Genomic DNA, 17,391 nt, shown 5'->3' with positions numbered 1-17,391 from the left:
GTGGAACCCCGCCCACCCGGCGCGACAGCCGGGCAATCCCGCTGACCACAGCGAGGAAATCGACCTCCAGCCGGACCTCTTAGCCGACCAGATCAAGATCGAGAAAGATCGAGGCTAGCCTAGGGCGACGCTGAAAATGAGCATGTAGGCGGCACTCCGGATGGGGAGATGGACGACATGAAAGACCCCGCCGGGGTGGTGTCCTGTCCGTGGTGCTCAGTCTGTCGCGATCACTCCATGCCGCTCGGACGCAACGGTCATGCGGTCAGCCGCCAGGGCGACCACGACGGCCGAGACCGGCTCGTGGTCGACACCACAACGGGACAGCCGCTCGCGTTCGAGTCGACCTTCACGGAGGGCGGCGAGCAGTTCCACACCTACGAGGCGATCAAGAAGATGAGCTGCACCGACGAAGAGCCCGAGCTACCTGCCCGCCAACGCAGCACCAACCTGCCCTCCGACTGACGGGGCAACGCCGTTGCGCGCCGCTGAACCGGGCGGGGTCGGGGAAGGTCACCCCGCCGACGTGTATGCCCAAGGGCCGGCTCAGATCCAGCCTCGTTCCCTGGCCAGCAGCGCGGCCTGGAAACGGTTTCCCGCGCCCAGGCGGGCGAGCAGGCGGGCTACATGGCGCCGGTACGTGCGCAGGGAGACGCCCATCCTCCGGGCGGCGAACTCGTCCTTGGTGGCGTTGTTCAGCAGGTGGAGGACTTGGCGCTCGGTCGAGGTGAGCAAGGGGTCCTCAGGTTCGAGGTCGCTCGCCCGGGCCCAGGTGTGCTCGAAGAGGTTCAGCAAAGTGGCGACGGCACCGGGCTGCCGGATGACGAGCGCCCCGGCGCTGCCCGCGTCCGGAGTGACGGGCACGAAGGCGACGGAGCGGTCGATGATGACCATCTGCTGGACGGGGGGATCAAGGACGCGGTGACGGTCGCCCGCCCGGTGCAGGCGGGTGGCGTGGGCGAGGACCTCGGGCGCGCGGAGGCTCTCGACACCGATGATGGTGCGCCAGCACACGCCGTCCGCCAGCCGCCGCAGGGTGCTGTCGAACCTTTCGGGGGTGATCGGGCGGCGGCGGATGGGGCGGACGGTGAGCAGCTCTTTTGCCGCCATGCCCAGGCGGTAAATCCGCCGGTCCACCTCGTCGTGGTCGTCGATCCGCTCAAAAGTAACGTCGCTGCCGGCGTCCCCCGTCAGTGACGGAAGGGCGGCCCAGGCGGAGGCGATGCGGGCCATCTCGGCGTTGGTCTCGTTCAGCCTGCGCGTGATCAGTCCGGAGACCGCGGACTGAGGATCGACGGCCACGATGTCTCCCGGCGGGGTTCTGCGCAGCAGGCCGAGCTCGGTCAGCCGGGCGAGCGTGGCCGCCATGGCGCTGTCGCTGCGGATGGGGGCCGCAGGCTCGCGCAGGAGCATGCGGTAGACGTGCTCCTCGTAGTCGGTCAGTCCGAGACCGGCAAGGTTCATGGTGGTCCTCCAACGACGTGTCACCAAGCTGACGCGTGCAGGTTGATGACAACCGGACGATCTAGAAACTTCCAGCGCCACGAACTGACAATGATCCCATTCTTGGGCGAACGCCCATCATCCGGGAGTTGTGATCATGTATGCGTAGCATTCTGGCTGTGGGGGCTCTTGCCCTGAGCGTGGTCGCAGTGGCGCCGACTCAGGCGGGAGCGATGGCCACGGTCGAAGAGCTGGTGCCGGTCTTCGCCGAGGACTTCACCCCCGCCCAACCGCTGGACCCCGGCTTATCGGTGGCATTGGAGCGAGCCGAGGCCAGGGCCGAGACCCGGCCCATGGAACTGGCGCCACCGTACGTCAGCGAGGGACGGATCGTGGCGCCGACCACGGCGGACACGACGGGAACGGGCCGGGTGCCCTATGCTGCCGCGGCCATCGCGGTGAGCACCGACGCGCTCGTCGACGAGGGCGGCGACGACCCGAATATCGGCGGCACGGGCGAGGGCAAGGGCGGCATCCCCGCCGAGCCCACGACCGCGGCGGCCACCGAAGAGGAGGAGTCGTCGGCGGAGCCCTCGTCCACCGGCGTCGCCACGTACTACTATCCGATCGTCACCACGGTGAAGTACACCTACGCCGAGCTCATCGCGGTCCAGGAGGAGATCCTCACTCTCGACGTCCCGGGCGCGCCGATGATGCACTCGGCCTACGTCGACGCAGCGCGCAACCGGGTCGTGGTCACGGTCGCGCACGTGGACGACCTGCTGAGGCGGGCGCTGACCGAACGCTACGGCGCCGAGAAGGTCGCCATCGAGGTGAACGCAGACGAGGTCGCCCCCGCACAGACTGCTCGCCACAACGACACGAGCCCGTTCTTCGGCGGAGCCCGGACCACCACTTCCACCTGCACCACGGGCTTCGCCTGGAAACACGAGGGCGTGCCGTACCTCGTCACCGCCGGGCACTGCGTCGTCCTGCACCAGTACTACTACATGCCCGTGCCCAGCTATGCCGTCGGCAAGGTCACCTCGGACAACTGGGACAACACCCGCGGCACCGTCAAGTTTCCCAGCCAGTCGTACTACGCCGGAGACCTGGGCCTGGTGAGGCTGGCCGGCGGCAACAACGCGGCTCCATACGTTTACACCGGGAACGCGACGTCGAACACCAGGCGGGAGGTCGCAGGGCCGTGGAGCCGCGCACCGCGGCGCGGCGACAAGTACTGCACGGGCGGCGCGACCACCGGTGAGCTGTGCGGCTGGATGGTCTCGCAGACGGGCGTCACGGTGAAGTACAGGAGCGGCGGCGTGGCCCGCAACATGGTCAAGGGCAGCAAGACCGGCAGGTGCACGGCTGCCGGCGACTCCGGCGGCCCCATTTACACCGTCAGGAGTGACGGCAAGATCGTGGCCAAGGGCATCAACAGCGGGGGCGGTGGAGGTGGCAGCGACAACTACGGCGGCATCTACGACCCGTGCCGCGACTACTTCACCGACATCCGGCTCGCCGAGAAGGCGATGCCTGGCATCATCAAGAAGTACTGATCGAGGGCAGGGCGGCGGCCGTCATCGGGGTGTGGACGCTCCGGCCGAGCGTCCCTTAGAGGGCTCGGGTCTTCGGGGGTGCCGGCCATGCCCATGCTCCCTCCTCGTCCCGCTGTTCAAGGAACCATGAGAACCATCTTCGCGGCGACCGTCGCTACCGCTTCCCTCTGCTGGTCATGCTTCCCCCACCGCCTCTGCGGGCGCCACCGCGCGGCCGTACTGCAAGACGGCCCCGTGGGCCACCTCATCAACCGCCTCCAGCCGCTAGAGCCCAGGTAGAGACCCGCATCGGCCTCTAGACCCCCTAGACCTAGACGATCTACTTTTCAGTCACAATGATCGATAAAGGACTATCCATGCCAAAAGGGGCAGGAAGGTCTGACATCAGGGCGCGAGAGGACAAAGAGTGAAGAACAAGAAGACGAGCGTTGTCACGGGGGCGATCGTGGCGGCGGCTGCGGCGGCGACGCTCGCCACGCCGACCCCGGCCGGCGCCAGTTCCACGCAGGGTTTGAACCCGTACAAGCCCCACGCGGTGTGCGGAAGCGGGTACACGTTCGTCAAGCGGGTCAACATCCGGACCGCGGACGTCTACCTCATGTGGAACAGGCAGAAGAACACCAACTGCGTCGTCACGCTGAAGAAGAAGGACGTCGGAACGCCCACCCCCGTGACCGCTTCGCTCCACCGGGCTGTGGACGGCAGGCCGGCCGCCGGGACCGGCCTGGGCAGCATCCAGCGGGGCTCCTTCAAGTACTACGCGGGCCCCGTCTACGTCCGCGCGACCGGGGCGCTGCGGCTCGGCAATGCCTCGCGCCTGGAGACGTGCGTGTTCTGGGCGGGAAGCACCAGTCATGACGTCGACCCGGGCGCGTGGATTCACTGCAACCCCCGACCCCGCGACTAGAGGGCATGTCCCGTGGATCTTTGATGCTGGTTTGGCGTAGATCATCTGTGTGGATGAGGAGCGTCTGAAGCGTCATGATCTGACAGATGCCGAGCGAGAGGGCCGTACTCCTCGACGCCCGCGATGACCTCCTTGGCCCGCCAGTAGTTCCACGATCCCGCTGTCGATCGAGGGCACGCCCGAGCCCTGGTACGTCTTCGACGGCCGTGAGCACGTGATGGGCTACATCCGCTCGGTGGCCGCCAAGTTCGACCGGGGCGTTCCTGGACAAGGTCTACACGGTCAGCGAGGACGGCTCGTCGGTCGGTCGCCTACGCCAACCTCGGGATCAAGGACTCCGAGGCCGAGTCCGCCGCCAAGGCCGGCTGACCCCGCCGCCGAGCCCGCCGCAGCCGTGGGGTGCGGCGGGCGGTCATCCGTCGAGGGCGGCGGCCATGCGGTCGAGGTCGGCCAGCAGGGCGTCCAGGCGGCGGACTGGGATCGCGCCGATCATGCGCCGCTCGATGTCGTAGACCGCAGCGCGTGCCGCCGTCAGGCGGCGCAGCCCCTCGTCGGTGAGGTGCACCGGCAGGGCCCGGCCGTGGTCGGCGGTGGCGGGGCGGGTGACCAGGCCGCCGTCCTGCAGGCCGCGCAGCACGACGCTGGAGGACACATCGCGAAGGAGTGGCGAACTCAGCTTCGGAGAGACCTTCAGGAGGTGTGGGAGCAGGCGCTCGCCGAGCGGGCCTGGTTCGATCTTCACTCGCCGGTTGCGATACTCGACGATCTTTTGAGGCCGTTCCGCGAGGGGAAGCGGGACCCGATCCCGCCGTTCTCCGCCGACGCGGACGTGATCGAGTTGGTGTCGGCGGAGGCCTGAAAATCCAAGATCGATCGCACTCTCATCGCACTCGATCAAGAAAGCCCGGCCCGAGTTGATCTCGGACCGGGCGTTTTTCCCTGTTCAAACCTAGAGCCGACGAGGGGAATCGAACCCCTGACCTTCTGTTTACAAGACAGATGCTCTGCCGATTGAGCTACGTCGGCACGGCCTACCAGTGTAGACGCTAGAGACGCCTGTGACGAGCGACTTCATACAGCGCCACGCCCGCCGCAACACCCGCATTCAGCGACTCCGCCGCCGCACGCATCGGAATGCGCGCAACAACGTCACAGTGCTCACGGACCAGTCGGGAGAGCCCCTTGCCCTCCGACCCCACAACGACCACCAGCGGTTCGGTCAGCAGGTCGACGTCGCCGATGTCGTTTTCGCCGGCGCCGTCGAGGCCGATCACGAACAGGCCCGCTTCCCGGTATTCCCGTAGCGCCGCCGTCAGGTTGGCGGCGCGGGCGACGCGTAGGCTGGCCAGGGTTCCGGCGGACGTCTTCCAGGCACCCCCTGTGACGCCGGCCGAGCGGCGTGAGGGGATCAGGAGGCCGTGGGCGCCGAATGCGGTGGCGGAGCGGGCGATGGCGCCCAGGTTGCGGGGATCCGTGACGGAGTCCAGGGCGACGATCAGGGGGATCTCGGCTGCGTCCTGTGCGAGTTCCACCAGCTCCGTCGGGTGGGCGTAGTCATATGCCGGGATCTGGAGGGCGATTCCCTGGTGGACGGCGCCTTCCGTCAGGCGGTCGAGCTTGTCGCGGGTGACCTCGAGCAGGGCGATGCCGCGCTCTGCCGCGATCTTGATGGAGTCGCGTACGCGGTCGTCGTTTTCGACGCGCTGGGCAACGTAGAGGGCGTTGGCCGGCACTCCCGCGTGCAGGGCCTCAAACACGGGGTTGCGGCCGCCGATGTATTCGGGAGCGTCTTCCGAGCGCGGCCGCTTGGCCGGTCCGGTACGCCGTGCGCCACCGCTGTCTTCGCGGGCGATGCGCTCGGCGCGGGCCTTGTCTTTGTACCAATGGCGCATTTCGGCAGGCGGAGTCGCGCCCTTGCCCTCGAGCGACCGGCGCTTCTGCCCCCCGGTGCCTTTGGACGGGCCCTTTTTCTTCGCGGGCCTGCCCGATGCCCTACCCCCTGCTGCCATGTCATCAAGGGTACTCGGGCCGTCAGGCACCTCATCCCACACCGGCAACGTCCTGACACGTCCGCATATGGGCCAACTGTCAATGCCGCACCCCAAGCGCAGCTCAAGGTATGCGGCGGAACGAGGACTGGAGCACTCCAGGATCTGGGCACCACCTACTTACGTGCTTGCGGCTGCGGGATGCGGAACATGCCCACGAGTCTGACCAGCGCATCCGGGTCCCCGGTGGCCTGGGCGCGATGCTCTCTGATCGCGGCCGCGAGCGTCGTGCGGCCGGCGGCCATGTCCACCAGGACCTCGTCGTCGGTCTCGATGACCGCGTCCGGACGCTGGGCCGGGCCGTGCATGGTCTCGATCGTCCCGTTCTCGACGATTGCGTGGAAGACCTCGTCCGATACGCGGAACTCGTACATCGCGCGCAGGCCCTCCGCCGATTCCGGGTCGAAACAGGCCCTCAGCCCCAGCACCGCCCAGCCGCCGTGAAAGGCCTCGCCCTCCCGGCGCTCCCCCATGGCCCACTTCATGCCCCAGCGGGCCAGTGCCAGGACGGCGGGTGCCAGTTCGGTGCCGGCCTGCGTGAGGGCATAGGCGGGGGTACGAGCGGGCGCAGGGAGCGTGATCTTGCGCACCAGGCCCTCACGCTCGAGGTGCTTCAACCGCGCCGCCAGCAGTCCGGTGCCCAGACCCCGGAGGCTGTTCTGGAAGTCCGAGAACCGCTTAGGGCCCGTGAGCAATTCTCGGACGATGAGCAGCGTCCAGCGCTCGCCTACGAGGTCGAGGGTCCGCGCGGTGGCGCAGAACTGGTTGTACGTTCGATCCACTTCACCAGCTTAATCTTGGACTTCCAATTTCTGAACTCGGCGATTCGGTGTCATGGGGTTTCCGCTACTGCTCCGGCTCCGGCTTCGGCGAGGAGCAGGCGGGCGAGGGACTCTGGGGCGCTCAGCATGACGTCGTGCGGGCCGTCCACAGGGATCGTGCGGTAACCGGCGGCGCGGCCGAGTCGCTCGAAGGGGAACGTCTGAGGGCGGCAGTAGATCGCCGTCCCCGGGATGCCGTCGACTGCTCCCGTGAAGTGGGTACGGTCGGTGAACGTGCGTAGCGGTTGCGGGCGCAACCTCTGTGCCAGCCAAGCGGTGTCAGCGGGGTCGGTGATGCCGAAAAGTTCCGGTGCGGGGGGCGGGATGAGCTTGTCATTCCCGCCGTTGGTCGCGGCGCGGATGGCCTGTACGAAGGCGTCGGGGGCGAGAGTGAACATGCTGCTCCCGTCCGGTCCCGCCCAGCCGTCCACCAGGACGACGTGGCCGACGCGATCCGGCCGGAGGTCCGCTGCCTGGCGTACCACCAGGCCGGCATAGCTGTGCCCGACGAGCACCACTCGCTCGCCGCCTCCCGCGGTTGCGGCCTCGGCTTCGGTTGCGGCCTCGGCTTCGGTCGCGGCGAGTGCCGCGATCACCTGCTGCACGTGGTCGTCCAGACCGGTGCCGGGGGTGTACGTCAGATCCGGGATGATCGTTCGCGCCCCGGCGCGTTCAAGGAGAGGTACGACGCGGTGCCACGCCCACGGGCCATGCCAGGCGCCACATACGAGAACGAAGGTGGTCACGTGTTCTCCCTCACCTTGGCCAGGACCTGGTCGGCGAACTGTTCCATCGCCGGCCGGTGGTCGTCGACCGCCAGCCTTATGACCACATGCCGGGCACCGGCCGCGGCGTAGCCATTCAGCCACGTCACGACGTCGGCCGGGGTGCCCGCGAACATCGCCTGAATGCTCTCGACGAACTCGAGCGGGGCGTTGTAGTAGCGCTCGACGCTGGCGCGGAGGCGGTGGCGGGCGCGTTCGGGATCCTCGTCCAGGCAGATGGTCGCGTACAGAGCCGGAGTGAACGCCCCTCCCGGACCCTGGCCCACAGACGCCGCCGACTCATCGGTGACGCTGATCTCAGGCGGCGAGAACCCGTCAGCGTCCACCGTGTCGAGCGCTGACAAGCGGCCAGCCTCCACGGTCTCGGCCGTCATCGGGTTGCGGGCGCCTTTGACCGCGGCCTTCTCCAGGTCGCCGGTGGCGCTCATCTCGAGCGTTACCGCCTGCTCCGGAACTCGGTTCGCCAAAGCCATCAGATCCTCGGCGTACCCCTCGTGAGTCGGTGGATAGGGCATCCAGCCGTCTGCCAGGCGCGCCACCCGCCGCAACGCCGGCTCACCACTCCCCGCGAGCCAGATCGGTGGCCCGCCATCCTGGACCGGTTTGGGCGCGAGCGTCACGTCATGGAAGGCGAAATGCGCCCCCTCGTGAGAGACCGACTCCTCGCTCCACAGCCGTCGCATGATCCCGATCGACTCCTCCATACGGCTGATCCGCCGCTTGAAGTCCACCCCGCTCGCCCTGAACTGCGCCTCCGTGTACGGATGCGCGAACCCCGCCCCCATCCCCGCGATCAGCCGCCCTCCCGCCAACCCGTCCAGCGTGGCGAGTTGGTGGGCCAGCAGCAGGGGATGACGCAATGCGGGCAGCAGCACGGCGGTGCCGAGGACGATCCGGTCCGTGACCGCGGCAGCGGCGGCCAGGACCATCAGCGCGTCCGCCCTGGGACGGGTCACCGGGCTGTCTCCCGCCCAAACCGAGTCGAACCCCATTTCCTCCGCCGCCCGCGCCTGCTCTACGAGGTCCGGTAAGTCCCGGTTACCCAAGACCGTCCAGTCACGGGTCGGCAGAAGGTAGCCGATCCGGAGCTTTGCCATGTCGCCTCCGAGGTTCGATCGCGCGCCCAGGCCACACCATGTGGATGGACGTCTTGTTCCAGTATGATATCCGTTGACTTCCTGATTTTGAAGTCTATGATTCCAAATCAAGAAGCCCGAAGATAAGGAGAAACATCATGACGAAGCCGCTCTACACGGCAGAGGCGACTGTGACCGGCGGGCGCGCCCAAGGGCATGGCGTAACCAGCGACGGCATTCTGGATCTACAGCTCCGGCAGCCGAAGGAACTGGGCGGGAACGGTGACGGCACCAATCCTGAGCAACTGTTCGCCATCGGCTATGCCGCCTGCTTTTCCACTGTGCTGAGCATGCTCGGACGGCGCGAGAGCCTCGAGGCGGGCGACGCGGCGGTGAGCTCGAAGGTCATGCTCATCCCGAACGCCAACGGCACCTTCAAGCTGGGCGTCGAGCTCGACATCGCTCTGCCCTCCATCGAAGATCCGGTCCAAGCTACGAATCTGGTACGGAGCGCGCACCAGGTCTGTCCGTACTCGAACGCGACACGCGGCAACATCGACGTCGCCCTGGTCGTCAACGGCACGACGATCTAGCCGGCAGGCAGGTCGGCGAACCTGCCGCCCTCCCCCCGAGGGACCTCTTCGATCCCTCTTGAAATGGGCGAATCCTTCCAGTGGCTCGGCGCCTCTCATACGTGTCCCGGTAACACGCCGGCGACAACGGACATGGAGGTCGTCGTGGTTATAGGTATCGCCGTTGCCATCGCTGTCCTGCTCATCGGCACATGTAGTGTCGTCGTGCTGCGCCGGAGGGGGCGGGAACGTGGCTGACCCGACCTGGTCGGACGAGCGGCTGGTCGCCGCCGCGCGTGGTGGTGATGTCGAATCCATCGCCGCGCTGGTATCGGGGGCGCATCCGCACGTGCAGCGGTTCGCGCGCTCGTTGTGCGCCACGCCCGAGGACGCTGAGGATGCTGCGCAGGAGGCGCTGATCGTCCTGTATCGCAAGATCGGGACGTTGCGGGCTTCCGGAGCGCTGGCTTCGTGGATGTTCCGCATCATTCGCAACGAGTGCATCCGGCGGGCTCGGCTGATGTTGCGGCCTCATCCACCTCTCGCCGGGGGTACCGGATCATCGGCTGCCATGCCGTCGGCTGAGGAGGAGATGTTCCAGCGTCTGGAGGCCGCACGCGTGGCGGCGGCGATCGCGGCGCTGCCCGCGGATCAGCGGCAGGTGCTGATCATGCGGGATGTGCAAGGGCTCAGCGGGCGGATGGTGGCTGACGCGCTGGGATTGAGCACCGCCGCGATGAAGTCGCGGCTGCATCGCGCTCGTGCGGCGGTGCAGCGCATGCTGTCCGAGGCGGCTCTGGGAGATCTCGATGTGGCTGGCTGATGCGTGGTTTCTGGGGTTGCGATGACTGACGGTCGAAGCTTCGCGAGTTCGTCGGTGCCGCGGCATCTGGTGCGCGGTGTGGTGGGGTTCGGCGCGCTGATCGCCTCGGTTGGGCTCATCCCGGTCGTGGGGCCGGTCAGCTTGCTGCTGGCAGCGGTGGGGGTGCTCGCTTTTCGCGGGTGCCCGACCTGCTGGGCGATCGGGCTGATACAGACGATCTCGATGGGACGGCTGCGCCGTTCGTGCTCGGACGGCGTATGCGAGCTGAGAGCCACGGAGCGGTCCGAGGCCCGCCTGTCGCCCCGGAAACCGCCGAACGGTCCGAGGGCCGCCGCAGTGCATGACGGCCGTAGTGCATGAACGTCGTCGGGCGCTCGGGGTGTCGCGCCACACTCGCTCGACGTACGTACGACCGCTCAACGTAGGTACGACCGCTCGACGTACGGGGCGACGCGAGTCAACCTCCAGCGGGCTTGAGATTTTAGCGTGGCGTCATCCACTCCATTACGACCAGCAGTGCGAAGGATGACGATGCGGATCTCCACGAGCCTGCCCGGCGGCAAGGCCGGCATCCCGGACATCACCATGGCGCGTCACCTCGAGTCCCTCGGCTACGACGCCGTGAGCATGCCGGATCTGATCATCGGCGACGGCACGCCGGGATTCGACCCCACCCTTGTCCTGGCGGCGGTCGCGGCCGTCACGGAAGAGATCAAGCTGGAGTTCGGCGTGCTCACCCTCCCCCTGCGCCCGGCGGCGTGGGTGGCCGCTCAGATTCAGACCCTCCAGCATCTGTCCGGCAACCGGGTCGTGCTCGGCGTCGGCATCGGAGGTTTTCCGGGCTCGCCGTTCTGGCGGGCGGTCGGTGCGCCGTCGCAGGGACATCGGGGACGCCGTACCGATGCCGCACTCGAGGCCCTGCCGCGTCTTATCCGGGGAGAGCCGGTCGAGGTGGCGCATGAGGCCGAAGTCGGAAACGAGCCCAGGTCCGGGAACGAGCCCAGGTCCGGGAACGAGCCCAGGTCCGGGAACGAGGTCAGGTCCGGAATGAGTGTCGCGTCCGAAAGGGGTGCGGACACGGGGAAGGGCGCCGTGGCAGGGACGGTGGAGGTGGTCCTCGCGCCGCCCGCTCCAGTACCGCCCATCCTGATCGGCGGGAACTCCGAGGCCGCGATGCGCCGCGCCGTACTGCACGGTGACGGCTGGATGCCCTCCCTCATCAGCCCGCAGGCCCTGGCCAGGAAGGCGGCACGCCTACGCGAGATCGCTGACGAGTTCGGGCGCCCGGTACCCGAGATCTCCGTGGGAGGGCATGCCTTCCTCGCGAGTGACACGGACGCGGCCCTCAAAACCTTCGTCCGCTCCCTGGTCGACGTGCACGGGATGTCCACGGAGGAGGCGGAAGGCGTGGCGGTCACCGGCAGCCCCGCACAGGTGGCCGAGCGCCTCGCCGCGTACGCCGCGGCCGGAGCCGACGCGGTCGGGTTCGGCCTCGACGGCGGCGAGTGGCCCCGGCAGGCCGAACTGCTCGCCGAGGCGAGAACCCAGGCGGCACAGCGCGCCTAGCGGGAGGGATCAGTCCGGTGCGGAGGGCCTAGCAGGAAGAATCCGTGCGGCCCAAGGACTGGCGGGACCGGCCCGTACGGTGCGGAGCGCCTAGCGGGAAAGCTCCCAGCGTGCCCCATGCGGCGTGTCCTCCACCGTGATCCCCGCCGCCGCCAGCTGGTCCCTGATCGCGTCCGCCGCCGCGTAGTCCTTGCGCGCCCGAGCCGCCTTCCGCTGCTCCAGCGCCACCGCCACCAGCGCGTCGACCACCGGCGCCAGATCCGACCCGGCCCCTCGCCACTGCGGCGAGCGCGGGTCGAGGCCGAGGACGTCCAGCATGTTCTGGGTCTCGGCCAGCAGCCGCGCCACGGCCTCCTTGTCGCCCTTGGACAGCGCCACGTTGCCCTCGCGCACCACCTCGTGCACGACGGCCAGCGCCTGGGGCGTGCCCAGGTCGTCGTCGAGCGCGTCCGCGAACGCCTGCGGCAGCGGCGCGTCCGCGTCGACGTCGTGGATCACCTCGGCGGCGCGCGTCACGAAGCCCTCGATGCGCTGGTATGCGGCCGCCGCCTCCAGCAACGCCTCCTCCGAGTAGTCGATCGAGGAGCGGTAATGCGGCGCCGCCAGGTAGTAGCGCAGTTCGACCGGTCGCACCTTCTGCACCATCTCGGGAATCAGCAGGGAGTTGCCGAGCGACTTGCTCATCTTCTCCGCGCCGATCTTGAGCATCCCGTTGTGCATCCAGTAGCGCGCGAACCCGTCGCCGGCCGCCTGGGACTGGGCGATCTCGTTCTCGTGGTGCGGGAAGATCAGGTCGATCCCACCACCGTGGATGTCGAACGTGGGCCCGAGGTATTTTGTCGCCATGGCCGAGCACTCCAGGTGCCAGCCGGGACGCCCGGGCCCCCACGGAGTCGGCCAGGTCGGCTCGCCCGGCTTCTCGCCCTTCCACAGGGCGAAGTCGCGCGGGTCGCGCTTGCAGGACTCGTCGTCGGTGTCGGCCGCGGCCCGCATGTTCTCCACCTTCTGGTTGGAGAGCGAGCCGTAGCGGTCGGCGTACGACCGCACGTCGAAGTAGACGTCGCCGCCGGAGGCGTAGGCGTGCCCGAGCGCGATCAGCCGCTCCATCAGCGTGATCATCTCGGGTACGTGCCCCGTGGCCCGCGGCTCGACCGTCGGCGGCAGGCAGCCCAGCGTGTCGTACGCCCACGTGAAGGCCCGCTGGTTGCGCTCGGCCACGACGAACCAGGGCACGCTCTCCTGGGCCGAGACCCTGATGATCTTGTCGTCGATGTCCGTGACGTTGCGGCAGAACGTCACGTCATAGCCGGAACGCGCCATCCAGCGCCGGAGCACGTCGAAGTTCACACCCGAACGGATATGCCCGATGTGCGGAGGAGCCTGCACGGTAGCCCCACACAGGTAAATCGACGCCCGGCCGGCTTCGACCGGAACGAATTCGCGGATGGCGCGCGTGCTGGTGTCGTAGATGTGCAGGCTCACGAAGGCAAGGCTAATGCCTGAGCCGCGTTATCACGTCGATTAATCAGCCCCGCAAGGTGACCTTGTCGGGCCGGATCCGGACAATCAGCCGCTCGACGCCCGGCTTGTCCTCCCATGGCAGGCCCCGGTACTTCTGCGAGAGCTCCTCGATGAGCGCGCCCTCAGGGTCGGGGATCACGGTCACACGCCCGCGGACCTCCACGTACCGGTAAGGGTCCTCGGGATCGATGACCAGCAGACTCGCCCTCGGGTCGCGGTCGAAATTCCGCGGCTTCCTGCGCCCCTTCGCGGTGGAGAACAGCACGTCGTCGCCGTCGGTACGCACCCACACGACCGTGGACTGCGGCCCGCCGTCGGGGTTGAGACTGGTCACCGTGGCGTAGTTCGGCGCGTCCAGGAGTTTGCGGGCTTCTTCCGGCAGGTTGACCATGTCTCTCCCTCGATCGGTCTTGATCCCCATTCTTCTGTAGGCTCGAGACCGCCATGGACGTGACTCCCCCCTCTTTGCTCCGTCGCCTCGGCCTTGCCCTGGCGGGGCTCGCCGTCGCCGCCCTGACCGGGGCCGCGTGCGCGCTCTCCTTCGACGACCTGCGGGCGCTGGCCATCACCGGCGAGGCCCGGCAGGATCTCGCCTTCCTCTATCCGGCGGCCTTCGACGCGCTCCTTGTGGTGGCGCTGATCGGCGTGCTGCTGCTGCGCTCGGCCCGGCTGCTCGTGCGCCTGCAGGCGGCGCTCGTGCTGGTCGTGCTCATCGTGGCCGCCGCGGCGGCGAACGTCGCGACGGCGATGCGGTTCACGTTCGACGTGCGCCAGGCGGCCGTGGGCGTGGCTCTGGCGCCCTGGGTCATGCTGGCCGTGGCTCTGTGGCTGTGGCTGCTGCTGATCAAGCACGTACAGGATCATCGGGCCCCGGAGGACGGCGAGCACGAGGAGGGTACGGCGGAGCCGGACATCGTGCCGTTCCACCCCGCCCGTCCGGCCGAGACGCCGCCCCCGCTGGTCACCGAGGCGCCCGCACCCGTGATGGAGTCCGCACCGCTCGTCGGCCCCACCGCCGCCCCGGAGACACCGCCGATTCCCGCGGGGGAGAAGCATGTCTCGGAGCGGGAAATGCCTGTTTTAGAGCTGGAGACCCCTATCTCCGAGCAGGTGGCCGAATGGCGTGCCCAGGAACCGGTCCCCGAGCCCACCCAGGTCCAGGAGCCCGTCCAGGCCACCCAGCCCACCCAGGTCCACGAGGACGAGGCCGTTCAGGCCCAGGAGACAGGCACGGAGCCCGCCAGGGCCGAGGAAGCAACAGCCCAGGAGTCCGTACAGGAGCCAGAGGAGCCCCAGCAGGAGCCCGAGCCCCGGCCCGCCGCTCCAGAGCCCGAAACCCGCCCCGTCCGCTGGGGTGACCGGGTCAAGCCGACCGACGTCCTCGTCCACCCGCGCCCGGACGAGCGCGACGCCGACACCCAGCCGCACCCTGTCTTCGAGGACGACGGCCCAGACCCCGGGCACGGCCCGGAGGCCGCCGATGACAGCGAGCGCCAGGAGGCAGACCGCGCCGCCGAGGGACGCGAGGACGAGTCGGCGGACACCGTCCCCCACCCGGTGATCCACGACGACACCCCGGCCCCCTCAGGGCGCCTGCGCAGCACCCCACGCCCGCCGGAGGACTGACGCGGCGCACGGCAAGAGGGCCCGCCCGGAAGGCTCGCTCCCGGGCGGGCGGCTGTATTTCGCCTAGACGCTGGTACCGCGCCGGAGTCCGGCGACCAGGCCCACGCCGACAATGGCCAGCACCACCTGCATCACCAGCTCGATCCAATCGATGCCGGGCGTCGTCTGCACGCCCAGCACCTGCGCGAGCAGCGTGCCCAAGAGGGCGGCCACGATGCCGACGACGATGGTGAGGATCCACCCGATGGCCTGCCTGCCGGGAAGCAGCAGGCGACCGATTGCGCCAATCACGGCGCCAATCACGATGGCGCCAAGGATGGACTGGATTGTCATGTCTCGAATACCTCCCCGTGAGAGTGAGCGGTTCACCCTCACGGGGAGGCTCGCTACCCGATCTACGGCGATTATGCGCCGACTTTACGAATGGGCAGGTCAGGTTGGTGTTCCACGGGTACGTCTGGTGCGTCCCATGCCCATTCTCGTAACGAGGAGCACACCCACGACCGCCAGTGCGAGCTGGAGTATGTGCTCGATCCAGTCGATCCCCCGCGTGTCGGCCCAGCCGACCGCGTGCGCGATCAGTGTGCCGATCAGCGCGGCCACGATGCCGACGATGAGAGTCAGGCCGATCGACATGTTCTGCTTGCCGGGCACCAGAAACCGGGCCAGTGCACCGATGATCGCGCCGATGACGACTGCGGAAACAATCGCGCCGATCATGTGTAGCTCCCCCCGAAGACGTTCACATGTCTTGGGAAGACCTACCCGCTGAACAGGACAAACAACCTAGGGGAAGGCGGCGGTCCGTACCGCGCCAGTGACGAACCGCCGCCCCCGCACTAGGCGGGCCAGCGACGGCCCGCCAGGACACCCTCACGCATCCCGCAATTAGGACGCCCGGCTATGCGGAAAGGTTGACTACCAACGCGGTCGCGAACGCCGCGATGCCCTCTCCGCGCCCGGTCAGCCCGAGCCCGTCCGTGGTGGTGGCGGAGACGCTCACCGGCGCCCCTACGGCGGCGCTGAGCGCCTTCTCGGCCTCCTCGCGGCGCGGCGCCAGCTTGGGCCGGTTGCCGATCACCTGGATGGCCACATTGCCGATCTCGTAGCCCGCGGCCCGCACCTGGCGGGCGGTCTCCTCGAGCAGCGCGGCACCCGAGGCGCCCGCCCAGCGCGGGTCGGAGGTGCCGAACAGCCGGCCCAGATCGCCAAGTCCGGCCGCGGACAGCAGCGCGTCACACGCGGCGTGCGCGGCGGCGTCGCCATCGGAGTGGCCGTCGAGCCCGTTCTCACCTGGCCAGTGCAGGCCGGCGAGGTTGAGCTCGCGGCCTGAGGCAGCCGAAGCGAACGGGTGGACGTCGACTCCGACGCCCACCCGTGGAAGATTCGCGCTCAGGAGTTGAGAACCTCGTCGAGAAGGGCCTCAGCCTTATCCTCATTGGTCTTCTCGGCCAGAGCCAACTCGCTGACCAGGATCTGCCGCGCCTTCGCGAGCATGCGCTTCTCACCTGCGGAAAGACCACGCTCGCGGTCTCTCCGCCACAGGTCCCGAACCACCTCGGCGACCTTGTTCACATCGCCGGACGCGAGCTTCTCCAGATTGGCCTTATAGCGACGAGACCAGTTGGTCGGCTCTTCCGTGTGCGGCATCCGAAGGACATCGAAAACCCGCTCAAGGCCTTCCTGGCCGACAACATCGCGCACACCGACGAGTTCTGCGTTTTCGGCTGGCACCTGGACGGTAAGGTCGCCCTTGTCGACCTTGAGCACCAGGTAGGTCTTTTCCTCACCCTTGATGGATCGCTTCGTGATTGCTTCGATCCGAGCAGCCCCATGGTGGGGGTAGACGACAGTGTCGCCGACCTGGAAAGTCATGTGACAAGTACCCCTTCCGCTGTACTCCAGCGTACCACGCATCCACAGCCTCCCGGAACAGTGAAAACCTCATAACTGCAGGTCAAAGCCGCATATTGGGGCTTGACAATCGGTCAACTCTATGAATCTTCATTCGTGACATACCGAATGACCTGCGGGGGCGTGGATATGACCATGGAATCAGGTGGATATGGTGGGCGCTGCCCTACACGCACGCGCAAGACCAAGGAGAACCCGCCCGTGAGCAGCCGTCGCTGGATTGTCGTAGCCGCCGCGTTCTTGGCAGCCCCCGCACTCGCCGGCTGCGGGGCTGGATTCGACGCCACCACCAACAAGCCCTACGCCCCCAACGAGGCGCAGGCCTTGATCGTGAACGGTGGCTATGGCACTCGCGGCATTCAAATCCCTCAGGCGTTCATCCTCGGCCCGGATTCCGGAGCGCAGCTCCCCTGGCGCGGCTCCGCCCCGATCTACCTGAACATCCTGAACACGTCCGGCACCCCCGACACCCTGAAGGCGGTCTCCGCCGGGAGCCTGGGCACGGTGAAGGTCACGGCCCCGATCCAGCTCCCGAGCAACCAGCTGGTGAACACCGGCAAGCCCAGCCCGCAGATCATGCTCGAGGCGATCTCCAGGAGCCTCAGAGGCGGCGAGTCGATCAAGCTGGACCTCGAGTTCGCCAACGCCGGGATCGTGTCCTTGAACGTGCCTGTGGTCACGCGCAGCCGCGAATTCGCGGACTACCCCGCGGCCCCTGGCGCCACCC

General features: G+C 68.0%; 21 protein-coding genes and 1 tRNA gene. 9 read left to right on the top strand and 13 right to left on the bottom strand.

Annotated elements, in window-relative coordinates:
* Nucleotides 1-237: 237 nt before the first annotated feature.
* The gene (locus tag EJK15_RS58350) at nucleotides 238-465 is read left to right on the top strand and encodes a hypothetical protein (protein WP_138719032.1); all 228 of its coding nucleotides are present in this window, start codon (nucleotides 238-240) and stop codon (nucleotides 463-465) included.
* Between the two features lie 81 nt (nucleotides 466-546).
* Here the strand turns inward: EJK15_RS58350 and EJK15_RS58345 are convergent, their stop codons facing one another.
* Nucleotides 547-1,464 carry a helix-turn-helix transcriptional regulator gene (locus tag EJK15_RS58345; protein WP_138719031.1) on the bottom strand — a complete coding sequence of 306 codons (918 nt, stop codon included), beginning with the start codon at nucleotides 1,462-1,464 and terminating at the stop codon, nucleotides 547-549.
* A 158-nt stretch (nucleotides 1,465-1,622) separates the two neighbouring features.
* On the opposite strand from EJK15_RS58345, the gene EJK15_RS58340 reads away from it, so the two are divergent.
* Nucleotides 1,623-3,005, top strand: coding sequence for a trypsin-like serine protease (locus EJK15_RS58340; protein WP_171075187.1), 1,383 nt, complete (start codon nucleotides 1,623-1,625; stop codon nucleotides 3,003-3,005).
* A gap of 406 nt (nucleotides 3,006-3,411) precedes the next feature.
* On the top strand, nucleotides 3,412-3,912 hold the full coding sequence (locus EJK15_RS58335; RefSeq protein ID WP_138719029.1) for a hypothetical protein: 501 nt from the start codon (nucleotides 3,412-3,414) through the stop codon (nucleotides 3,910-3,912).
* Between the two features lie 412 nt (nucleotides 3,913-4,324).
* Here the strand turns inward: EJK15_RS58335 and EJK15_RS58330 are convergent, their stop codons facing one another.
* Nucleotides 4,325-4,564 carry a helix-turn-helix domain-containing protein gene (locus EJK15_RS58330; protein ID WP_206061857.1) on the bottom strand — a complete coding sequence of 80 codons (240 nt, stop codon included), beginning with the start codon at nucleotides 4,562-4,564 and terminating at the stop codon, nucleotides 4,325-4,327.
* Between the two features lie 45 nt (nucleotides 4,565-4,609).
* On the opposite strand from EJK15_RS58330, the gene EJK15_RS71945 reads away from it, so the two are divergent.
* On the top strand, nucleotides 4,610-4,771 hold the full coding sequence (locus tag EJK15_RS71945) for a hypothetical protein (protein WP_171075186.1): 162 nt from the start codon (nucleotides 4,610-4,612) through the stop codon (nucleotides 4,769-4,771).
* Between the two features lie 94 nt (nucleotides 4,772-4,865).
* Here EJK15_RS71945 and EJK15_RS58325 read toward each other — a convergent pair.
* The 5 genes from EJK15_RS58325 to EJK15_RS58305 all read right to left on the bottom strand — a co-directional run bounded on the left by EJK15_RS58325 (nucleotide 4,866) and on the right by EJK15_RS58305 (nucleotide 8,663).
* Nucleotides 4,866-4,938 (bottom strand) — tRNA-Thr (locus tag EJK15_RS58325).
* Between the two features lie 20 nt (nucleotides 4,939-4,958).
* A complete protein-coding gene (rlmB, locus tag EJK15_RS58320) occupies nucleotides 4,959-5,921 on the bottom strand; it encodes a 23S rRNA (guanosine(2251)-2'-O)-methyltransferase RlmB (protein WP_138719028.1) in 963 nt (320 codons plus the stop codon).
* 155 nt (nucleotides 5,922-6,076) lie between these two features.
* Nucleotides 6,077-6,742, bottom strand: coding sequence for a winged helix-turn-helix transcriptional regulator (locus EJK15_RS58315; RefSeq protein WP_138719027.1), 666 nt, complete (start codon nucleotides 6,740-6,742; stop codon nucleotides 6,077-6,079).
* A gap of 50 nt (nucleotides 6,743-6,792) precedes the next feature.
* On the bottom strand, nucleotides 6,793-7,527 hold the full coding sequence (locus EJK15_RS58310) for an alpha/beta fold hydrolase (protein WP_138719026.1): 735 nt from the start codon (nucleotides 7,525-7,527) through the stop codon (nucleotides 6,793-6,795).
* Nucleotides 7,524-8,663, bottom strand: a complete 1,140-nt coding sequence (locus EJK15_RS58305; protein ID WP_138719025.1) for an LLM class flavin-dependent oxidoreductase — start codon at nucleotides 8,661-8,663, stop codon at nucleotides 7,524-7,526. Before EJK15_RS58305 ends, EJK15_RS58310 begins: the two co-directional genes overlap by 4 nt.
* Nucleotides 8,664-8,800: 137 nt before the next feature.
* Here EJK15_RS58305 and EJK15_RS58300 point away from each other — a divergent pair, with 137 nt between their 5' ends.
* The 3 genes from EJK15_RS58300 to EJK15_RS58285 all read left to right on the top strand — a co-directional run bounded on the left by EJK15_RS58300 (nucleotide 8,801) and on the right by EJK15_RS58285 (nucleotide 11,603).
* Nucleotides 8,801-9,235, top strand: a complete 435-nt coding sequence (locus EJK15_RS58300; RefSeq protein ID WP_138719024.1) for an organic hydroperoxide resistance protein — start codon at nucleotides 8,801-8,803, stop codon at nucleotides 9,233-9,235.
* Nucleotides 9,236-9,464: 229 nt separating this feature from the next.
* Complete coding sequence (locus EJK15_RS58295) at nucleotides 9,465-10,037, top strand: RNA polymerase sigma factor (RefSeq protein WP_138719023.1); 573 nt, start codon at nucleotides 9,465-9,467, stop codon at nucleotides 10,035-10,037.
* Between the two features lie 531 nt (nucleotides 10,038-10,568).
* The gene (locus tag EJK15_RS58285; RefSeq protein WP_138719022.1) at nucleotides 10,569-11,603 is read left to right on the top strand and encodes an LLM class flavin-dependent oxidoreductase; all 1,035 of its coding nucleotides are present in this window, start codon (nucleotides 10,569-10,571) and stop codon (nucleotides 11,601-11,603) included.
* Between the two features lie 90 nt (nucleotides 11,604-11,693).
* Here the strand turns inward: EJK15_RS58285 and cysS are convergent, their stop codons facing one another.
* Together cysS and EJK15_RS58275 are read right to left on the bottom strand one after the other, a co-directional pair.
* The gene (gene cysS, locus EJK15_RS58280; RefSeq protein WP_138719021.1) at nucleotides 11,694-13,085 is read right to left on the bottom strand and encodes a cysteine--tRNA ligase; all 1,392 of its coding nucleotides are present in this window, start codon (nucleotides 13,083-13,085) and stop codon (nucleotides 11,694-11,696) included.
* A gap of 43 nt (nucleotides 13,086-13,128) precedes the next feature.
* Nucleotides 13,129-13,515 carry a PPOX class F420-dependent oxidoreductase gene (locus tag EJK15_RS58275; protein WP_138719020.1) on the bottom strand — a complete coding sequence of 129 codons (387 nt, stop codon included), beginning with the start codon at nucleotides 13,513-13,515 and terminating at the stop codon, nucleotides 13,129-13,131.
* Nucleotides 13,516-13,568: 53 nt separating this feature from the next.
* Between EJK15_RS58275 and EJK15_RS58270 the strand changes: the two genes are divergently transcribed.
* Nucleotides 13,569-14,750, top strand: coding sequence for a DUF2637 domain-containing protein (locus tag EJK15_RS58270; RefSeq protein ID WP_138719019.1), 1,182 nt, complete (start codon nucleotides 13,569-13,571; stop codon nucleotides 14,748-14,750).
* A 63-nt stretch (nucleotides 14,751-14,813) separates the two neighbouring features.
* Here EJK15_RS58270 and EJK15_RS58265 read toward each other — a convergent pair whose 3' ends face one another.
* The 4 genes from EJK15_RS58265 to EJK15_RS58250 all read right to left on the bottom strand — a co-directional run bounded on the left by EJK15_RS58265 (nucleotide 14,814) and on the right by EJK15_RS58250 (nucleotide 16,625).
* Nucleotides 14,814-15,083 carry a GlsB/YeaQ/YmgE family stress response membrane protein gene (locus tag EJK15_RS58265; RefSeq protein ID WP_127939499.1) on the bottom strand — a complete coding sequence of 90 codons (270 nt, stop codon included), beginning with the start codon at nucleotides 15,081-15,083 and terminating at the stop codon, nucleotides 14,814-14,816.
* A 99-nt stretch (nucleotides 15,084-15,182) separates the two neighbouring features.
* A complete protein-coding gene (locus tag EJK15_RS58260; protein WP_138719018.1) occupies nucleotides 15,183-15,470 on the bottom strand; it encodes a GlsB/YeaQ/YmgE family stress response membrane protein in 288 nt (95 codons plus the stop codon).
* A 181-nt stretch (nucleotides 15,471-15,651) separates the two neighbouring features.
* Nucleotides 15,652-16,125, bottom strand: coding sequence for a 2-C-methyl-D-erythritol 2,4-cyclodiphosphate synthase (ispF, locus tag EJK15_RS58255; RefSeq protein WP_138719017.1), 474 nt, complete (start codon nucleotides 16,123-16,125; stop codon nucleotides 15,652-15,654).
* Nucleotides 16,126-16,142: 17 nt separating this feature from the next.
* A complete protein-coding gene (locus EJK15_RS58250; protein ID WP_043624891.1) occupies nucleotides 16,143-16,625 on the bottom strand; it encodes a CarD family transcriptional regulator in 483 nt (160 codons plus the stop codon).
* 240 nt (nucleotides 16,626-16,865) lie between these two features.
* On the opposite strand from EJK15_RS58250, the gene EJK15_RS58245 reads away from it, so the two are divergent.
* A partial coding sequence (locus EJK15_RS58245; protein ID WP_206061855.1) for a copper chaperone PCu(A)C occupies nucleotides 16,866-17,391 on the top strand: 526 nt, incomplete at its 3' end.

The organism is Nonomuraea basaltis (genome assembly GCF_005893125.1).
Classification (GTDB): domain Bacteria; phylum Actinomycetota; class Actinomycetes; order Streptosporangiales; family Streptosporangiaceae; genus Nonomuraea; species Nonomuraea basaltis.
Note: the sequence above shows the minus strand (reverse complement) of the source record. Positions and strands in the feature narration are given on the sequence as shown.